The following is a 17,719-nucleotide window of genomic DNA, read 5'->3' as shown; positions in this document are numbered from 1 at the left end:
GCATGTTGATCTTTCGAGCTGATTTTTGCAGTGAGTTGCTGGGTATTTATACAAGGCAGAGGCACCGATGTGTAGCTAGCCTACATGAGAAGCCGATAACGTAGTAAAAATGACCAGCAAACGCTGCCCGAAGGGTTCGAGCTGGGCGCCCCCGCAAAAAGCGTTTTACTCTTTGTTGAGGGAGATTTGCTTAGAATGACTAGGCTACTTCTCCCTCGCCGCGATTAAAACGCTTTTATCTCGAACAAAATTTAACCACGAAAGGTCAGCACGCCCTAGCTACATAGACACTTTAGTTGGATAATACTGGCTCAATAAGACGATGATAAGAGAGGGAAGTATGGAAATTACGCTGAATGAACGCGAAGCAGTATATAAAACGATTTTTTCTCGCCGAGATGTTCGTGGACAGTTTCTTCCCGATGAGATCCCAGAAGACGTTCTGATGCGTGTGTTAACTGCCGCTCACCATGCGCCCAGTGTCGGTTTTATGCAGCCTTGGGACTTTGTCGTCGTTCGTGATATCGAAACCAAACAACAGATCAAAGCGGGCTTCAATCAAGCGCATGCAGAATCCGCTGAAATGTTTACCGACGAAAAGCAGGCGATGTATAAGCGCTTAAAGTTGGAAGGTATTGTTGAATCACCTATCGGCATCTGTGTGACTTGCGACCGCAATCGAACCGGAAAGGTTGTGTTAGGTAGAACCATCAAACAAGAGATGGACTTATACAGCACAGTCTGTGCGGTTCAAAACTTGTGGCTTGCGGCAAGAGCCGAAAATCTAGGATTAGGGTGGGTGAGTATCCTTCACGACTCAACACTGAGAGACGCATTAGATATCCCCGAAGACATCGATATCGTGGCGTACTTATGTATCGGCTACGTTGATCATTTCAAAGATAAGCCAGAACTCGAAACCATGGGTTGGCTACCAAGAAGAGATGTGAATTCAGCGATTCATGAAGGGAAGTGGAATCCAAAGCAATTAGAAACAGATGGGAAGTAACTGCTTCAACAGAAACACTGATATTAAGATCTAAAAAAGGGCTCATTGAGCCCTTTTTAATATTTGTTTTAAACCGAGACCTTAAGCGATCTCAATCTTCTCAGCTTGGTTCTGTTCTGCCATAGACAGTGCAAGTGCTTCTGCAACCTTAATACCGTCGATACCAGCAGACAGAATACCACCTGCGTAGCCTGCGCCTTCACCTGCAGGGAAGAAGCCCTTAAGGTTGATACTTTGGTAGTCTTTGCCACGTTTAATACATACAGGAGAAGACGTACGAGTCTCAACACCTGTTAGTAGGCCGTCTGGTGTAGAGAAACCTTTGATCTTCTTCTCGAACGCAGGGATTGCTTCGCGAATCGCTTCGATAGCAAAATCAGGCAGCGCTTTTGAAATGTCTGTTAGATGGATACCCGGAGTGAAAGACGGTTGTACTTCACCGATTGCACTTGGATCGCGACCTTTCAGGAAGTCACCGATTTTTTGTGCTGGTGCATCGTAGTTTTCGCCACCAAGAACATAAGCACCGCTTTCTAGTTCACGTTGTAAACGGATACCAGCCAGTGCGTCACCTGGGTAATCGCGTTCTGGATCGATACCAACTACGATCGCGCTGTTTGCGTTACGTTCTGCACGAGAGTATTGGCTCATGCCGTTTGTTACTACGCGGCCTTCTTCAGACGTCGCAGCAACTACAGTACCACCTGGGCACATACAGAAGCTGTATACAGTGCGGCCATTCTTGCAGTGGTGAACCAGTTTGTAGTCCGCAGCACCTAGAATTGGGTTGCCTGCGTTCTTACCGAAGCGAGCTTCATCAATCATTGACTGTTTGTGTTCGATACGGAAACCAACAGAGAAAGGTTTCGCTTCCATGTAAACGCCACGGTCGTGTAGCATTTCGAACGTGTCACGAGCACTGTGACCAACAGCCAGTACAACGTGGCGAGATTTGATTTCTTCACCGTTAGAAAGTGTTAGACCAGTGATTTGGCCATCTTCCATGTGAAGATCATCTACACGAGTGCTGAAGCGGATTTCGCCACCTAGTTCGATGATAGAAGCACGCATTTTTTCGATCATGGTAACCAGTTTGAAGGTACCGATGTGCGGCTTACTTACGTATAGGATCTCTTCTGGTGCGCCAGCTGCAACGAACTCTTCGATTACTTTACGGCCGTAGTGTTTTGGATCTTTTACTTGGCTATATAGCTTACCGTCAGAGAATGTACCAGCGCCACCTTCACCAAACTGTACGTTTGATTCCGTGTTCAAAGTGCGCTTACGCCAGAAACCAAAAGTATCTTTAGTACGTTCACGAACTTCTTTACCACGCTCAACGATGATTGGGTTGAAACCCATTTGAGCAAGCACTAGACCAGCGAATAGACCACAAGGGCCAAAGCCGATAACAACAGGGCGCTCAGTTTGATTCTCAACAGCTTTAGCGACAAACTTGTACTCCATGTCAGGAGTCACTTTTACGTGTGGGTCGCTGATAAAGGCTTCTAGTAGCTCAGCTTCGTTTTCAACGAGAACGTCCAGCGTATAGATAAGCAGGATCTTTGATTTCTTACGAGCATCGTAGCCACGTTTAAAGATATTAAAAGAGATAACCTGATCTGAGTTAATGCCAAGCTTCGCTTCAATCGCTTCTTGAATGGCAGACTCTTCGTGGTCTAGTGGAAGTTTAATTTCGGTTAAACGTATCATTTCGATGTCTCGTTTTTATAGGTGTCTTAGCTAGACCACTTCTTAAACAGAGTTTGATGAAAACGCTGATGTTGAAAGAAGCGGTAAGCTCACAATGGCGCGCATTTTACGAGAAATTGATTTATCTGTCATACTAATTTGGAAACATGGAGCAAATAGACACGATATTAGAGCCGTATGATGTTGAATTTTGCTTTGGGATGAGTATTATCCCCATTCTTCAATTTTGACTAACTTATAGAGCAGAGCATCATGGCATTTGTCGTAGGCGATAATTGTATTCAATGTAAATACACAGACTGTGTGGCCGTGTGCCCCGCAGATGCGTTCCATGAAGGCCCAAATTTCATGGTAATTAACCCAATCGAATGTATCGATTGTGGTTTATGTGTACCTGAATGTGATGCTCAAGCGATCTTCCAAGAAGACGAATTGCCAGAAGATCAAAAGATCTTCATTGAAGTGAATGCGGAGCTTGCTGAGATTTGGCCGGTACAAACGGAAGTCAAAGCACCAATGGATGACGCTGAAAAGTGGAATGGTGTGTCTGATAAGTTGGCAATGCTAGAAAAGTAATTGTTGAAAAGAACTCAAATAAGAAGGCGTACTGATTTAATCAATACGCCTTTTTTAATATCTGCACACTGTCTGTTAGTCAGTAAGTGGATGAGCTCTAACTATGTTGACGACGCATGTTGTCGAGGATAATACCTGTCGCCATTGCTACGTTTAAAGATTCTGCACCACCGAATGCTGGAATCGTAATCTTATCAGTCACGTATTTAGCCGCATGCTCACGGATACCGTGAGACTCGCTGCCCATCAGCAAAATACCGTTGGCAGTGAAGTCAGTCTTATGAACGCTTTCGCCTTCTAAAAACGCGCCGTAAACTGGCAGGTTCGCTTGCTCTAAATAAGCTGGTAAGTCCGTTTGGCTTACGTGTACTCGGCCAAAGCTACCCATAGTTGCACTGATTGTTTTAGGGTTGTATGGGTCTGCGCAGTCGCTGCTCGCAACGATATGCTTAATACCATACCAGTCTGCCACACGAATAATCGTACCTAGGTTACCTGGGTCAGAAACACCATCCAGCGCAATCATTAAGCCTGTCGCTTCTGGTAATTTAACCTTTGGAATCTCAACCACCGCAATTGCGGCATTGTTGCTCACCAAAGTGCTCGCTTTGGTTAGGTCGTCTAGCGAGGCATCAACACAATCAAACTCAATCAGTGATGCGTGATTCTCAGATAAGAAATCAGCAGTAGCAAAGACGTTCTTTACGACTAAGTCACTATTGAACAGTTCAAGAACGTTCTTTTCACCTTGAACTAGAAACAAGCCGTGGGCTTTACGTTGTTTCTTTTGGCCCAAAGCACGAAGGAGTTTTAATTGGTTTTTTGAAATCATGTTTTTATCCTAGATATAAGCCCGCGCATTATAGAGCAAAGGTTGGATAACCAAAAGCGTGATAACTCAATGCGATCCATATAAAAAGCAAAAGCGACCCACTCAAAAAAAGAAAAGCGCACTAAATAGCGCGCTCTTATGGGGTTTACTCAAGCTGAACTGAGAAAAACGGTGAACTGACAGCTTAATACGGAGCAGGGTAGCGCCTAAACACGGTATTGATATCGGTAAGGATCTCTTCTGACAGCGGTTTACTGAACGCCGCCACGTTTTCTTTCAACTGTTCCATGGTGGTTGCGCCAATAATGGTCGAGGTAACACCGTCGACCTGATTACACCACGCTAATGCCAGTTGGCTTGGCGTAAACCCGTGTGCGTTGGCCACTTCAACATAGCCTTTCACCGCCTCATTGGCAGATTCAGTGTCACGGAAAATGCCTTTACGTTGCATGTACGTCCAGCGACTGCCTTCCGGCCTTGCACCATCAATGTACTTACCACTTAACATGCCCGCAGCCAAAGGTGACCACGGCAGGTAAGCAATATCTTCATGCACACAATTCTCAATCAAATATGGCCAGTCTTTTGCGTGCAGTAGGCTGAATTCATTTTGAATAGAAACCATGCGCGGCAAATCGTGCTTCTCACTCAGCTTAAGGTACGTGTTAATGCCCCAAGCCGTGTCATCTGAAAGGCCAACATGACGAATCTTACCCGCCTTAATGCAACTCGCTAATGCTTGAAGGATCTCCAACATCTCCGCTTCATGCTGCTTTCGGTCGATATCGCTGAATCGAATGTGATTAGGAAAGTGCTTACCAAAGTGAGGTGTAGTGCGATTTGGCCAGTGAAGTTGGTAAAGATCAATATAATCGGTTTGTAGGCGTTGTAATGACGCATCAACCGCGGCGATTACGGCTTCACCCGTTATCGGGCCGCCATCTCGAACCCAAGGCAGGCCTGGCCCCGCAATTTTACTCGCAATGATTAATTCTTTGCGGCGCTGCGGATTACGAGACAACCAGTTACCGATAATCGCTTCTGTTTTGCCGTAGGTATCTGGAGAAGGCGGAACCGCGTACATTTCTGCCGTATCAATAAAGTTAATACCTTGGCTTAGTGCGTATTCGATCTGTTGGTCGGCTTGTTGTTGCGTGTTTTGCAGCCCCCAAGTCATGCTACCAAGACAGATTCGGGAAACGGGAATTTGACTACTTCCTAGTTTTGAATATTCCATTGAATTCGGGATTCCTGTGGTTAAGTTCTCTGGTACTCGCATAAAAGTATTTGAAAAGAGGGCGAGTGAGGAATGAAAACGAATATGAATTATTAGCACAAAATGGCGCGACAAGGTATGGCTTGAGGAAGTTTAATGAGTCATTTCTCAGCGTGACGAATGAGATGGCGATGTACTCGAGTAACTATAGGTAAAGGTATAGATACAGATATAGGCGAAGGTCGGGAAGCAAAAGAGTGCGGACAGGCTGACGCCTGAATAGGGCTTATTGGAAATAGAGAAGAAAGGTCTAAAGACAAAGAGCTCTACATCATAGAGAAGTAGAGCTCTTTATTAGGGGTTCTATAAATACGTTCTGAGTATTATCAAGTTACGAGGTCGCGTTGGTATCAAAACCACCTTGGGTTTGCGCGAGCCTTAGAGCTTCCTGCCTTTGAACTTCTTTCTCAGTTAATACTGGTTGAAGTGCTTCCTCAGAGGCTTGAGGAGAAAAAATAAAATACTTATTAATCGTCATAACTGTGTCTCCGTGTAACGTATGACAGATTCTGCATCAGGGATAAATTGTGATCATCATCCACTTTGTACTTTTGTTAGGCTGAGAGCGAAGGGCGTAGAATGCGTACAAAGCAATCGCTTATCATCCGTATGCAATATTGGAACTGACGAAACCCTCTGATTTCAGTATAGGAAGCTCGTCTAATTTCGCACAATAATGATTTAGAGCAATTACATAGATAGTCAGGGGCGTAAGATGAAAAACCTCGCTACTGACTCTGCGTACGTATTTATTTAACAATACATCGCCTATCTACATAATAATTAGGTCAGTAAATCAATTACTTAATCCATGGTGAGATGAATTATGGAAAAGCTAGTAGAACGTTTTCTGAATTACGTTACTTTTGATACCAAATCCGATCCTTCTAATCAGCAGTGCCCAAGTTCACCGGGTCAAATCACCTTTGCTGAAGCCTTAAAGTCAGAATTGATCGAATTAGAGTTAGTTGATGTGTCTTTAGATGAAAATGGATATTTGATGGCGAAACTGCCGTCGAACGTCGATTTTCCAGTACCTGCGATTGGTTTTGTCGCGCACATGGATACCGCTCCTGACGCATCAGGGGCGAACGTGAAGCCGCAGGTGATTAAAGATTACCAAGGTGGAATGATTGAGCTAGGCACAAGTGGAGAATGCTTAAACCCAAGCCAATACCCAGATCTTGAGACTCTGCATGGTCATGACCTTATTATGACCGATGGCACGACGTTACTGGGTGCCGACAATAAAGCGGGCATCGCTGAAATCATTAGTGCGATTGCTTACCTAAAGGCGAATCCTGAAATCAAACATGGCGACATTTGCATTGGTTTCACGCCAGATGAAGAGATCGGCCGTGGTGCAAACCTGTTTGATGTTGAGAAGTTTGGTGCTGAATGGGCGTACACCATTGATGGTGGTCCAGTCGGTGAGTTGGAGTTTGAGAATTTCAATGCCACAAGTGCTGATGTTATCTGTCACGGCGTAAACGTTCACCCGGGTACCGCAAAGGGTAAGATGGTGAACTCGATGAACATTGCAGCGCAGTTCCAATTGATGATGCCAGTACAAGAAACACCTGAATGCACAGAAGGCTATGAAGGTTTCTACCACCTGAAATCGGCTGAAATGGGTGTCGCTCGCTCTGAATTGGGTTATATCATCCGTGATTTTGAGCGTGAGGGTGTAGAAGCGCGTAAGGTGTTCATGCAACAGAAAGTCGATGAACTGAACGAACGCCTAGAGAAAGGCCATGTTGAGTTGGTGCTGACAGACAGTTACTTCAATATGAAAGAGATGGTTGAACCTCATCAACACATTATTGAGTTGGCGAAGCAAGCGATGATCGAGTGCGATGTTGAGCCAATGATCAAACCGATCCGAGGTGGTACAGACGGTGCTCGCCTATCGTTCATGGGGCTACCATGTCCGAATATCTTTACTGGCGGCTATAACTTCCATGGCATTCATGAGTTCATTACCATTCAAGGTATGGAACAGGCGGTGAAAGTGATTGTTGAACTGTCTCAGCGTACTGCTCTTCACTACCAGAAATAGCAGCCTATAACGCGATATCTCTTTGTATTTTTGAGAGTATTCAATAATACTCTCTTTAAGCATAAGGGAGTACGCGATGAAAAAGTTAGTTTTACTTTGCACCCACATAGCCGTGGGTGCTTTTGGTTTTGGGCTTGGTGTTTATGCATTGCCTATCTTGATTGAGCCTGATTCTCCATCTTCGAGTTCAGTTGAAGCGATCTCACAACAGGCTATTTATACCGGCGAATTCAGTAAAGATCGCCAAGACAGTGATTTCTTACACTGGGGAGAGGGCATCGTCTCGGTTTCTGAAAATGCGATTGCGTTTGAAGGTGAGCTGGCACCGGGGCCGGATTACAAGGTTTATCTCTCTCCTAAGTTTATTGAAACCGAACAAGCCTTCAATGACAGCAAGAGCGAGTTATTGAGAGTTGGGGATGTGAAAACATTCGACCGATTTATGGTTGAGCTTCCAGAAGGTATTGATCTTAATCGATTTAATACCGTTGTGATTTGGTGTGAAACTTTTGGCCAATTTATTACTTCTGCCCAGATAAAATGATAGCCTTAGCTAAGCTGAATTAGGCACGTAAGAAAGCGCTCTATTTTTGAGCGCTTTCTTATAATGCTTTCTCAGCCAGTTCTTCAAATGCTAATTGGTGTAATGCTAAGGATTAAGTAATGGAAAAGATGTGGCAAGTAATAGATTTCCTACTCGCGCATAAGTTTATTTTTAGTGCACTGATTATCAGTCTCATTTTAATCATCCGCCGAATCACCTTGTCTCGCATTAGAGGTGATGTCGCTTTCCTTAGCGAAGACCAACGTAACTGGATGTCTCGTACCAAGAACGGTACGTTTGCCATTATTATGGTCACTTTGTTTGTGCTGTGGAAATCTGAAATCAGCGAATTTGCGCTGTCTGTTACAGCTATTGCGGTGGCAATAGTCGTGGCTTCAAAAGAGATCATCTTGTGTTTCACTGGTTCGATTCAACGTGCGAGTTCTCGTTCATTCCGAATCGGTGACTGGATTGAGGTGGGTAAAATCAGTGGTGAGGTGATTGAACACAATCTGATGGCGACTGTGATTCAAGAAATCGACCTTTATCATGGTCAATACCACTTCACTGGCAAGACCGCTACGCTGCCTAACAGCATGTTCTTTACTTACCCTGTAAAGAACCTCAACTTCATGAAGCGTTACGTTTACCATAGCTTTACAGTAACAGTGAAAGACTTCGTTAACCTATACCCAATGGTGCCGGGGCTTATCGTAAAAATTGAAGAGCATTGTGAGGAGTTTATTGATGTTGCTCGTCGTTATAACAGCGTAATCGAAAAGCACGCTGGTGTCGATCTTCCGGGTTCTGAGCCGCATATCCACATCACAAGCAGTTCAACAGGTGAGCAAGAAGTCCACTTTATGATTTTCTGCCCGACTGAAAAAGCGATTCACTTAGAGCAAGACATCCGCAAAGACTTCATGGAAGCATACGCTGAAGAGTTTCCAGCTACCGCGTAATGCTCGCTTCTTTTGTGAATGTGCTAGCGAATAAAAAGAAAGCCGAGAGCGATATCATCGACTCTCGGCTTTTTTGTATCTTCTTAACCAATCAATAAACAGATTAACCAACTGAAGTTAGTCTAAGTCAGCTATTGGCAACCAATCGACTTGTACGCCAGCTTGTTCAAACATATCTTGGCTTACCTTGATCTTGTCTCCCCAACGAGAAAGGAAATCTTCACTTTGCTCAGGGCAGTGAACCGCAGAGATACCTGTTTGAATGATCTTCGCAGCACAGTTTGGACAAGGGAAGTGAGTCACCCAGATTTCACAGCTGTCTAAATCGCGCTTAGCAAACAAGATTGCGTTTTCTTCAGCGTGTAAGGTTTTTAGGTATTTCATCTCACGATCATCAGTATCAGCACTATCCGATACACCATGAGGGTAGCCGTTAAAGCCTACTGAAACGATACGGTTGTGTTTGGTGATCACAGCACCAACTTGAGTGGATGGATCTTTACTCCAAGAGCCAACCAGCTCCGCCATTTGATAAAAACGTTTAGCCCATTTTGAAATCATGTGAATTACCTTAAGTAATTAAATATGAATACTTATCTACGAAGATACATGATGTTAATCAATATACCTAGTTACCAATAGCGAGAAAGACTCATTTGAGGTGATTTTGTTATCTACTTGTAAGTGTTTTATAAGCATCAGGTTTCTCGTTACACGTTGAAACACTTTTGCGAGTTATAATTGATATTCCTCGGACATTTGAAGCAATTGTGTTACGTAACTTTTATGCTGTTCAATTTCTCATAAGTGACGGTATAACCATGCGTAAAAAGTTAATCCTTACGGCTCTTGCAAGCTCTCTTATTCTTGCTGGATGTGGGCAAGATGCTCAGAATGCCAAGCAAGCGCCTTTACCTCTCGTAGCTGTACAGGATGTTAGCGTTGTTTCTCATCAGCAAAGTAAGTCGTACATCGGTCGTATTGAAGCCGTAGAAGACACGGCGATCACGGCGCAGGTTTCGGGCTATCTACAAAGCCGTCACTTCAAAGAAGGCCAAATGGTCGAGAAGGGTCAATTACTTTACTCAATTGAACCATCGTCATTTGAAGCGGAAGTAGCAAGCGCGAAAGCGGCTGTTGCTCAGGCGAATGCCAACCTTAAAAAAGCCGAACTTGATTTCAACCGTGGTAAGAACCTACTTCCTAAGGGCAGTATTTCTCAATCGGAGTTTGATGCATTGACGGCAAACCTATTAGGTTCTCAAGCACAGCTTGAAGCGAGCCAAGCTCAGTTAAACGCCGCGAATGTCCAACTTTCTCACACAAAAATTATCGCGCCTTTCTCTGGAAGAATCAGTGACACTAAAGTAAGTAAAGGTGACCTAGTTTCACCGTCTTCAGGTGTACTGACGACTTTGGTTAGCCTAGACCCAATCCATGCATCGTTCAGCATCAGTGAGCGTGAGCGTATTGAGTTAGGTATGGACCGTATTGAAGGTGACGGCAGCAGCGATTCTGATCGTGTTGAAGTGCAAATCATGCTTGAAAATGGCGAAGCATTCGAACACCTAGGTCAGCTCGATTTCTTGGGCAACCGTATCAACCTAAACACTGGTACGATCGCGATGCGCGCGATTGCCGATAACCCAGACCAGCAACTTCTTCCTGGCCAGCACGTTCGTGTTGATCTGCGTGAGAAGCAATCTATTGATGTCGTCACCATTCCTCGCCGCGCGGTTCAAACCGACCTTGAAGGTGACTTTGTTATGGTGCTAGTTGAAGGCGAAGCGGCACCTGTGGCTGAGCGTAGAAACATCGAGATGAGTCGTCAGGTTGAAGGTGGGGTGATTGTTCAGTCTGGACTAGATAAGAACGATGCAGTTATCACTCAAGGCTTACAGCGTGTGCGTAATGGTATGTCTGTTCGCATTCAGCCTGCTGCTGAACAAGCTGAGTAAGGGGCTTATTTATGTTGAGTCGTTTCTTTATTCAAAGGCCTAAGTTTGCCCTTGTAATATCCATAATTTTAACGCTGGCGGGTGCGATCTCTCTCGCGATCTTGCCTGTTGCAGAGTATCCAAAAATTAGCCCACCTTCGGTAAGTGTGTCTGCATCGTACACGGGCGCAAGTGCTGAAGTAGTCGAACAGGCGATAGCTGATCCTATAGAGACGTCGGTTAACGGTGTAGAAGATATGATCTACATGTCTTCTAAGAGTGCGAATGATGGTTCATACAGCCTTAACGTAACTTTTGATGTTGGTACAGATCCCGATATGGCACAGGTCAACGTTCAAAACCGAGTTGCTCAGATCGAATCGAAGCTTCCACAAGAAGTTAGAATGGTCGGTGTAACGGTTAAGAAGCGTTCACCTGACCTGTTGATGGTACTGAACTTCTACTCTCCAAACGGTGAATATGACGATCAATTCCTGATCAACTACATCAACTTAAACGTTAAAGATCAGTTAGCGCGTGTTACTGGTATTAGTGAAGTGAATGTGTTGGGCGGCGGTGAATACGCAATGCGTGTTTGGTTAGATCCTGAAAAAATGGCTAATCTCAATATCACCACCTCTGATGTGAACCGTGCGTTGGCTGAACAGAACGTTCAAGTCGCTGCTGGCCGTATTGGTGCCGCTCCATACGCCAATCCACAAGAGGTACAATTCAACCTAGTAACCAAAGGTCGATTAGAAACGGCTGATGAGTTTGAAAATGTTGTTCTTCGTGCAAGTCAAGACGGCTCGACGGTGTATTTAAAAGACGTTGCACGTGTTGAGCTAGGTAAAAGGTTCTACGATGGTAATGGTAAATACCGTGGTCAAGATGCTTCAATCGTAGCACTGTCACTTCAGTCAGACGCTAACGCGCTGGAAAGTGGTAAAGCAGTAATGGCAATGCTCGACAACCTAAGCAAAAACTTCCCTGAAGGCGTTGCTTATGAAGCGAGTTACGACACGACAGTCTTCGTTGCTGAGTCGATCAAAGGGGTAGTAAAAACGCTGATCGAAGCTATCTTGCTGGTAATCGCCGTTACTTACCTGTTCTTGGGTAGTGCGCGTGCAACCTTGATTCCTGTCGTCGCGATTCCAGTATCTTTGATCGGTACGTTTGCCATTATGCAGATGACGGGCTTTACCATCAACACGGTAACCCTGTTCGGTCTAATATTGGCGATTGGTATTGTAGTAGATGATGCGATCTTGGTTATCGAGAACGTTGATACCACGATGGCCAAAGACCCAACGATTTCACCGCGTAAAGCCACGCTTATCGCGATGAAAGAAGTAACGGGTCCGATCATTACGTCGACCTTGGTTCTACTTGCGGTATTCATCCCAGTGGCGATGCTGCCAGGTATTACCGGCATCATGTATCGTCAGTTCGCCCTGACTATTTGTATCGCCGTTGTTATCTCTTCTATTAACGCACTAACGTTGTCACCAGCATTGTGTTCATTGGTTCTTAAGCAGGGTGGTGGTAACACAGCTCGCTGGTACCAAGCGTTTAACCGTGGTCTAGAATCCGTTACTAACAAATACGGTCAAGTTGCTGGCTTCTTGGTTAAGAAAGGCGTTCTGCTGTTCACTTTCTTCGTCGTTGCTTTAGCGGCTGTTACTTACTTCGCGAAAACAACGTCTACGGCGTTCGTACCTCAAGAAGATAAAGGTATCTTGCTGGTTAACGTTCAGCTTCCTGACGCGGCATCACTGTCTCGTACAGAAGATGTGACTGAGCAATTACTAGAGATGGTTGAACAAGAGCCGGGTGTTGATGGTGTAACACTGGTAAACGGCTACGCATTCATGACAGGTGCATCTGCATCGAATGGTGCGTCGATGTTCATCAAGCTCCATGATTGGGACACGCGTAACGCATTGGATGGTCAACATTCAGCGCAGGCTATCTCGCAGCGTATTAATGGTCGAGCGGCCACTGAACTACCTCAAGCTATTGTATTTGCGATGGGACCGCCAGCGGTACCGGGCATGGGTGCAGCGTCTGGTTTTGAGTTTGTTCTTGAAGATACCTTAGGCCGTAGCCGTACTGACCTTGCGATGGTAATGAATGACGTGATTGCTGAGGCGACAAAACAGCCTGAGATTTCACACACATTCAGTACTTTCCGTGCAAACGTGCCTCACTACTATGTCGACATTGACCGTGAGAAAGCGCAGCAACTAGGCATTCCGCTGTCGGAAATCTTCCAAACTCTGCAAGGTAACCTTGGTTCGTTGTACGTGAACGACTTCACCATGTTTGGTAAGAACTTCCGCGTAATTATGCAAGCTGACAGTGAACACCGTAGCAGCATGGACGCTCTACAACGATTCCACGTACGTTCGTCTAATGGTGAGATGATCCCGCTAAGCACGCTTGTGACTTACGACCAGATCTTCGAACCTGATGTAGCATGGCGTTACAACATGTACCGCAGTGCAGTGATCCAAGGCCAACCAGCACCGGGTTACTCAAGTGGTGATGCGATTGCGGCGATGGAACGTGTAGCTGCAGAAGTTCTGCCACAAGGTTATCAGTATGAATGGACTGGTATGGCTTACCAAGAAGTACTCGCAGGCAACCAAGCAATCTTTGCCTTCGCATTGGCGCTGATCTTCATCTACTTGTTCATGGTGGCTCAGTATGAGAGTTGGACCATACCGATTGCGATTATTTTGGTAGTACCTGTCGCAACCTTAGGTTCTTTCTTGGCGTTGAACCTAACAGGCACGCCGTTGAACCTATATGCACAGATTGGTTTGGTTCTCTTGATAGCCTTGGCCGCGAAGAACGCAATCTTGATTGTGGAATTCGCGAAAGTTGAGCGTGAAGAGAAAGACGCACCAATCGAAGATGCGGCAGTGAAGGGCGGTACGCTACGTTTCCGTGCTGTAAACATGACGTCTTGGTCGTTCATCTTAGGTATCTTCCCGCTTATCTTCGCTGCGGGTGCTGGTCACGTGAGCCAGAACTCTCTGGGTATTTCACTGATTGGTGGTCTGCTATGTGTGTTACTGGCGGGTACTTTCCTAATCCCAGGCTTCTATGCATTCGTGCAGCGTAAGCGTGAGAAGGCACATGGTGGTAATACCAAGTTGATTCCACTGGATGACGAATAGGATAAGTTAATTTGAAGGAAGGTGGCTTTCTTGTAAAAGTAAGCCCCAAACGAATCCCTTGTGAAAATTAATCCCTTATAAAAACTGAGGCTTAGCATTGCGCTAAGCCTTTTTTATTCACAAGTGGAATAAAAACGCTATTTATATAATCAAATATTTATTATGTGATAGAGCTAACACTCTAAACTGGGTTTTGTAATAAAATGATGTTTTATTAGTAAGTGTCTGTTTATTATAAAAATAGCAAGGTTCAGCTAACGGGTGTATGCTCGAAAACATTTGCACAATAGTGTGAAGTGTTTCAAACTTGCGAAGTTATATTGAATTTTTTTGTGCATTGAGGTTCTTATGAAAGTCATTGATTTATTTAAACACCGAGGCGACAGCGTGTCTTCGCAACACTCAGAGTTTATGCAATGGATGTCTCCAGCTCTTAGAGATTACTGGGGTGACTTTCTTAATCGTACGCAAAATAGCCATTTCTTTGCGTGGGTTCGTGATCACCACAAACCTGCAGTAAACGAAGATGCACCAGAGATGCCTGTGGAGCAACCGATCGTATTAAAGCCTGAAGCACAACTTGTGTTTGATGAGCTTAATCAGCAGATCGGTGAAGTCATCCATACTGGCGACTGGATCAATGTAAGTCAAGACCGTATTAACCAGTTCGGCCTTGTGACTGAAGATATGCAGTGGATCCACACTGAGCCTTCTAAGGCAGAAACAGACTCTCCGTTCAAAACAACCATCGCACATGGTTTTTTAACTTTGTCTTTGCTTCCTCGCCTTACTGACAGCGTTGACCCTGACAAGTCTCAATTCCCAACAGCGAAGATGGTTGTAAACATTGGTCTTAACCAAGTACGTTTCCCATACCCTGTGAAATCAGGCAGCAACGTTCGTGCTAAAAGTACGCTAACAAAAGTGACGCCAATTAAGAAAGGCTTAGAGGTTGAGCGTGAAATTCGCGTAGAAATCGAAGGCATTCGTCGTCCTGGTGCTGTTATCGTTTCGGTGATTCAACTTCACTTCTAAGTGATTTGTAGACAAGCGATTCATAAAGATTCAAAAAAAGAGAGAGCATAATGCTCTCTCTTTTTGTTTTCATAAGATAAAACTCACTCACTTATTTAATGCGAGTGTAGCCGTACTCTTCGATAAGATCTTGCCCTTGCTCTGACTTCACAAACTTGATGAAGTCTTTGCTTTCTTCAGAAACAGAGTCTGTTTTGTGCAGCAATAAGAATGGGCGAGCTAATTCATAGCTGTGATTGGCAATGTTCTTAGATGTTGGCTCTACGCCTTCAAATGTGATTGCTTTAATCGAACGGTCGATAGAACCTACAGAGATAAAACCAATCGCGTGCGGGTTATGGTTAACAATCGTCTTTACCATGCTGTTGCTGTTTACAACCAAGTTATTTGGGTTGATGTCAGACACGAGACGGTCGTTAATGATTTTTGTTAAACCAAGCAGGCTTTCGAAGCTGTAACGTGAACCAGAAGACGCTTCACGAGTCACAACTGCGATAGGCTGATCTGCACCACCTACGGCTTTCCAGTTGGTGATTTTTCCCTTGTAGATATCGAATAACTGTTCGCGAGTAACGTTACTTACACCGTTCGAACGGTTAGTTACGACCGCTAGACCATCAAAAGCAATCGGGAACACTTTCAGTTTGTCGCTCTGTTCACGGTCTGTTAGGTAACGTGAGCTCATACCGATATCAGACACACCTTTATTAACCATGGTAATGCCCGCTGTAGAACCGATGCCCTGAACCGCAATGTAGTTATCAGGGTGAGTCTTGTTGTACTCCTCAGCTAATACATCCATCACTCGTGATACCGAAGTGGAGCCCGAAATATTGGTTTCTTGTGCAAAAGCAGCGTGAGAAGACAGGGCTAAGGATAAAAGAGAGGCAAGCGCGACTCGTAACATAAACAACTCCTAGTTAATAACATTTGTCGCATATGATAGGTCGGTTATATGACACTTTTGTGAAATTCTATAGGCTCGATGTATAGCTGACGGGTTCGTTTTTGAAAGTAAGATAACTTTGGAGAAGAAGGATTCGTTTCTGGGAGCAGAGCGGGTATTTTGTTTTCGCTGGTTCGCTAAAATGTTCGTTGAGTCCTAAGCTAAGTAGAGGAATTCACTACTTAGAAGTTTCTATGAAGTTACAAGGGGTGTTATGTCCGTTATTCATATAGAACTGAATCGTCTTTTAATTGGAGCTGAGAGGCTCTGTACTTCTCGAAATAGCAATTTACCGGTAGAGCTAGGCAAATCCCTATATGAAGAGTGTGAGGGCGGTGTGCTGTTTTCTCAGGCGCATTATCTGCTCGACTCATCTCATAGTGATTATACAAACGAGATCGCCTGCGTGACCTTTGATGAATCGTTATCTTGTTGGCTGGTGATGGTGCCGCTAGAAGACGATGCCGAAACTGATTCCGTGAACTGGGGACCTTATCCCTACCTTCCTAAATCGAAGGATCTTGATGCTATTCTGGCTGAAATAGAAAAAGATCCTAAGTCATATTTTTGGTCATAACTGACCACTTTAGCGTCGCTGGTGGCTTGACCTTATTGTGAGTGGCGTAATGTCAAAGTTCAACCACTTGCGCCTAATCAACTTATTTTCCTACACATTAGACTGGCGGTTTAATGCCTTGTTGTTGCGCTCGTGCAATTAATGAACGAAAGTCCTTTGGCGTTTTTCCATGATAGGTTTTAAAGGCAGTACTGAAGTGAGCGGCGCTTTTAAAGCCAGACTCATAAGCAATTTGAGTAATCGATTTATCCGATGCCCTTAACTGCGTAGCAGCGTGGGCAATTCGCTTGATCTTCAATAGATTCGAAAACGACAGGTCTTCCGCAGACAAACGACGTTTGAGCGTTGCTGGCGACATTCCCATGTAACTCGCGAGCGTGTCCAAAGAGATGTTGTTTTCTATGTTTTGTTCGATGTAGTGAATGACTTTTTGCGTCACGGTTAATCTCGAAGCTCGAGCAATGATGACCAAAAGAGCAGGATATTGCTCTACCATCAGTGACAGCAAACTTAAGCCTAATTGAGTGAGTGCGTAGTCATTTTGAGAAGAAGAATTGGCGAGCGACATGATGAGCTCTTTCAACTGGTAGATTTCAGTATCAGTTTGATTGAACTTGATGTATTTGTCTGGGATTCGAGTGGATTCTAAATCGCTGAACTGATTGATGAACTTCTGAAAAATAGCCAAGTCGAAATCTAAGCAGGTTGCGCTAAATTCGCCATTTTCAGTGTTAACTGTGATGTCTTTAATCTGACCAGAATTGTAAAGTGTGAAATCGCCCGCTTGTAACGAGGCTTCAGTGCCATTGGGTAGCACGAAAGAAATGCTGCCCTTCGATACCATGAAGATACCGTTTTTAGAGGCAGGGTAGCGTTCTCGTTTCCTGGGAATAAAGTTTCTGAACTGAGTAACTGTGATTGATGACATAGTGCGCTTCTTTGACGTTGTAAATTGGTTGCTTATTGATTGTTTTTTTAAGTATTGTTTAAGCATGAGACATTTACAAAAAAGGCGCTAATAATTAGCGCCTTTAGAAGTGAACTTTGAAGCTTTTCGACCTTGAAGGC

16 protein-coding genes are annotated in these 17,719 nt (G+C 44.5%); 9 read left to right on the top strand and 7 right to left on the bottom strand.

Annotated elements, in window-relative coordinates:
• Positions 1 to 340: 340 nt before the first annotated feature.
• Positions 341 to 1,009: a 5,6-dimethylbenzimidazole synthase gene (gene bluB / locus L1D22_RS15245; RefSeq protein WP_239830426.1), complete on the top strand. Its 669-nt coding sequence runs from the start codon at positions 341 to 343 to the stop codon at positions 1,007 to 1,009.
• An 81-nt stretch (positions 1,010 to 1,090) separates the two neighbouring features.
• On the opposite strand, the gene L1D22_RS15240 is transcribed toward bluB, so the two are convergent.
• Entirely contained in the window at positions 1,091 to 2,722 is a 1,632-nt protein-coding gene (locus L1D22_RS15240) for an NAD(P)/FAD-dependent oxidoreductase (RefSeq protein ID WP_239830425.1), read from the bottom strand.
• 252 nt (positions 2,723 to 2,974) lie between these two features.
• Between L1D22_RS15240 and fdxA the strand changes: the two genes are divergently transcribed.
• Positions 2,975 to 3,298, top strand: a complete 324-nt coding sequence (fdxA, locus tag L1D22_RS15235) for a ferredoxin FdxA (RefSeq protein WP_017631334.1) — start codon at positions 2,975 to 2,977, stop codon at positions 3,296 to 3,298.
• A gap of 97 nt (positions 3,299 to 3,395) precedes the next feature.
• Here the strand turns inward: fdxA and L1D22_RS15230 are convergent, their stop codons facing one another.
• From L1D22_RS15230 to L1D22_RS15220, 3 genes are all read right to left on the bottom strand, one after another.
• Positions 3,396 to 4,130, bottom strand: coding sequence for an RNA methyltransferase (locus L1D22_RS15230; protein ID WP_239830424.1), 735 nt, complete (start codon positions 4,128 to 4,130; stop codon positions 3,396 to 3,398).
• Positions 4,131 to 4,314: 184 nt separating this feature from the next.
• A complete protein-coding gene (locus L1D22_RS15225) occupies positions 4,315 to 5,367 on the bottom strand; it encodes an aldo/keto reductase (protein ID WP_275665078.1) in 1,053 nt (350 codons plus the stop codon).
• A gap of 370 nt (positions 5,368 to 5,737) precedes the next feature.
• Entirely contained in the window at positions 5,738 to 5,884 is a 147-nt protein-coding gene (locus L1D22_RS15220) for a hypothetical protein (protein ID WP_165905184.1), read from the bottom strand.
• Positions 5,885 to 6,232: 348 nt separating this feature from the next.
• On the opposite strand from L1D22_RS15220, the gene pepT reads away from it, so the two are divergent.
• The 3 genes from pepT to L1D22_RS15205 all read left to right on the top strand — a co-directional run bounded on the left by pepT (position 6,233) and on the right by L1D22_RS15205 (position 8,971).
• Positions 6,233 to 7,465: a peptidase T gene (gene pepT / locus L1D22_RS15215; RefSeq protein WP_239830423.1), complete on the top strand. Its 1,233-nt coding sequence runs from the start codon at positions 6,233 to 6,235 to the stop codon at positions 7,463 to 7,465.
• A 76-nt stretch (positions 7,466 to 7,541) separates the two neighbouring features.
• Complete coding sequence (locus L1D22_RS15210; RefSeq protein WP_239830422.1) at positions 7,542 to 8,009, top strand: DM13 domain-containing protein; 468 nt, start codon at positions 7,542 to 7,544, stop codon at positions 8,007 to 8,009.
• A 119-nt stretch (positions 8,010 to 8,128) separates the two neighbouring features.
• Entirely contained in the window at positions 8,129 to 8,971 is an 843-nt protein-coding gene (locus tag L1D22_RS15205; protein WP_123309476.1) for a mechanosensitive ion channel family protein, read from the top strand.
• A 117-nt stretch (positions 8,972 to 9,088) separates the two neighbouring features.
• Here the strand turns inward: L1D22_RS15205 and L1D22_RS15200 are convergent, their stop codons facing one another.
• Positions 9,089 to 9,532 (bottom strand): cytidine/deoxycytidylate deaminase family protein, encoded by a 444-nt coding sequence (locus tag L1D22_RS15200; RefSeq protein WP_017058015.1) that lies wholly within the window; start codon positions 9,530 to 9,532, stop codon positions 9,089 to 9,091.
• Positions 9,533 to 9,792: 260 nt separating this feature from the next.
• Here L1D22_RS15200 and L1D22_RS15195 point away from each other — a divergent pair, with 260 nt between their 5' ends.
• From L1D22_RS15195 to L1D22_RS15185, 3 genes are all read left to right on the top strand, one after another.
• Positions 9,793 to 10,929 (top strand): efflux RND transporter periplasmic adaptor subunit, encoded by a 1,137-nt coding sequence (locus L1D22_RS15195; protein ID WP_239830421.1) that lies wholly within the window; start codon positions 9,793 to 9,795, stop codon positions 10,927 to 10,929.
• Between the two features lie 11 nt (positions 10,930 to 10,940).
• Positions 10,941 to 14,093 carry a multidrug efflux RND transporter permease subunit gene (locus L1D22_RS15190; protein WP_239830420.1) on the top strand — a complete coding sequence of 1,051 codons (3,153 nt, stop codon included), beginning with the start codon at positions 10,941 to 10,943 and terminating at the stop codon, positions 14,091 to 14,093.
• Between the two features lie 348 nt (positions 14,094 to 14,441).
• A complete protein-coding gene (locus L1D22_RS15185; RefSeq protein WP_239830419.1) occupies positions 14,442 to 15,128 on the top strand; it encodes a MaoC family dehydratase in 687 nt (228 codons plus the stop codon).
• A gap of 91 nt (positions 15,129 to 15,219) precedes the next feature.
• Here L1D22_RS15185 and L1D22_RS15180 read toward each other — a convergent pair whose 3' ends face one another.
• Complete coding sequence (locus L1D22_RS15180; RefSeq protein WP_017633336.1) at positions 15,220 to 16,035, bottom strand: phosphate ABC transporter substrate-binding protein; 816 nt, start codon at positions 16,033 to 16,035, stop codon at positions 15,220 to 15,222.
• 253 nt (positions 16,036 to 16,288) lie between these two features.
• Here L1D22_RS15180 and L1D22_RS15175 point away from each other — a divergent pair, with 253 nt between their 5' ends.
• Positions 16,289 to 16,651, top strand: a complete 363-nt coding sequence (locus L1D22_RS15175; RefSeq protein WP_055319352.1) for a DUF3024 domain-containing protein — start codon at positions 16,289 to 16,291, stop codon at positions 16,649 to 16,651.
• A 97-nt stretch (positions 16,652 to 16,748) separates the two neighbouring features.
• Here the strand turns inward: L1D22_RS15175 and L1D22_RS15170 are convergent, their stop codons facing one another.
• Positions 16,749 to 17,579: an AraC family transcriptional regulator gene (locus tag L1D22_RS15170; RefSeq protein WP_239830418.1), complete on the bottom strand. Its 831-nt coding sequence runs from the start codon at positions 17,577 to 17,579 to the stop codon at positions 16,749 to 16,751.
• Positions 17,580 to 17,719 lie beyond the last annotated feature (140 nt).

The organism is Vibrio sp. Isolate34, from assembly GCF_022397915.1.
GTDB lineage: Bacteria > Pseudomonadota > Gammaproteobacteria > Enterobacterales > Vibrionaceae > Vibrio.
Note: the sequence above shows the minus strand (reverse complement) of the source record. Positions and strands in the feature narration are given on the sequence as shown.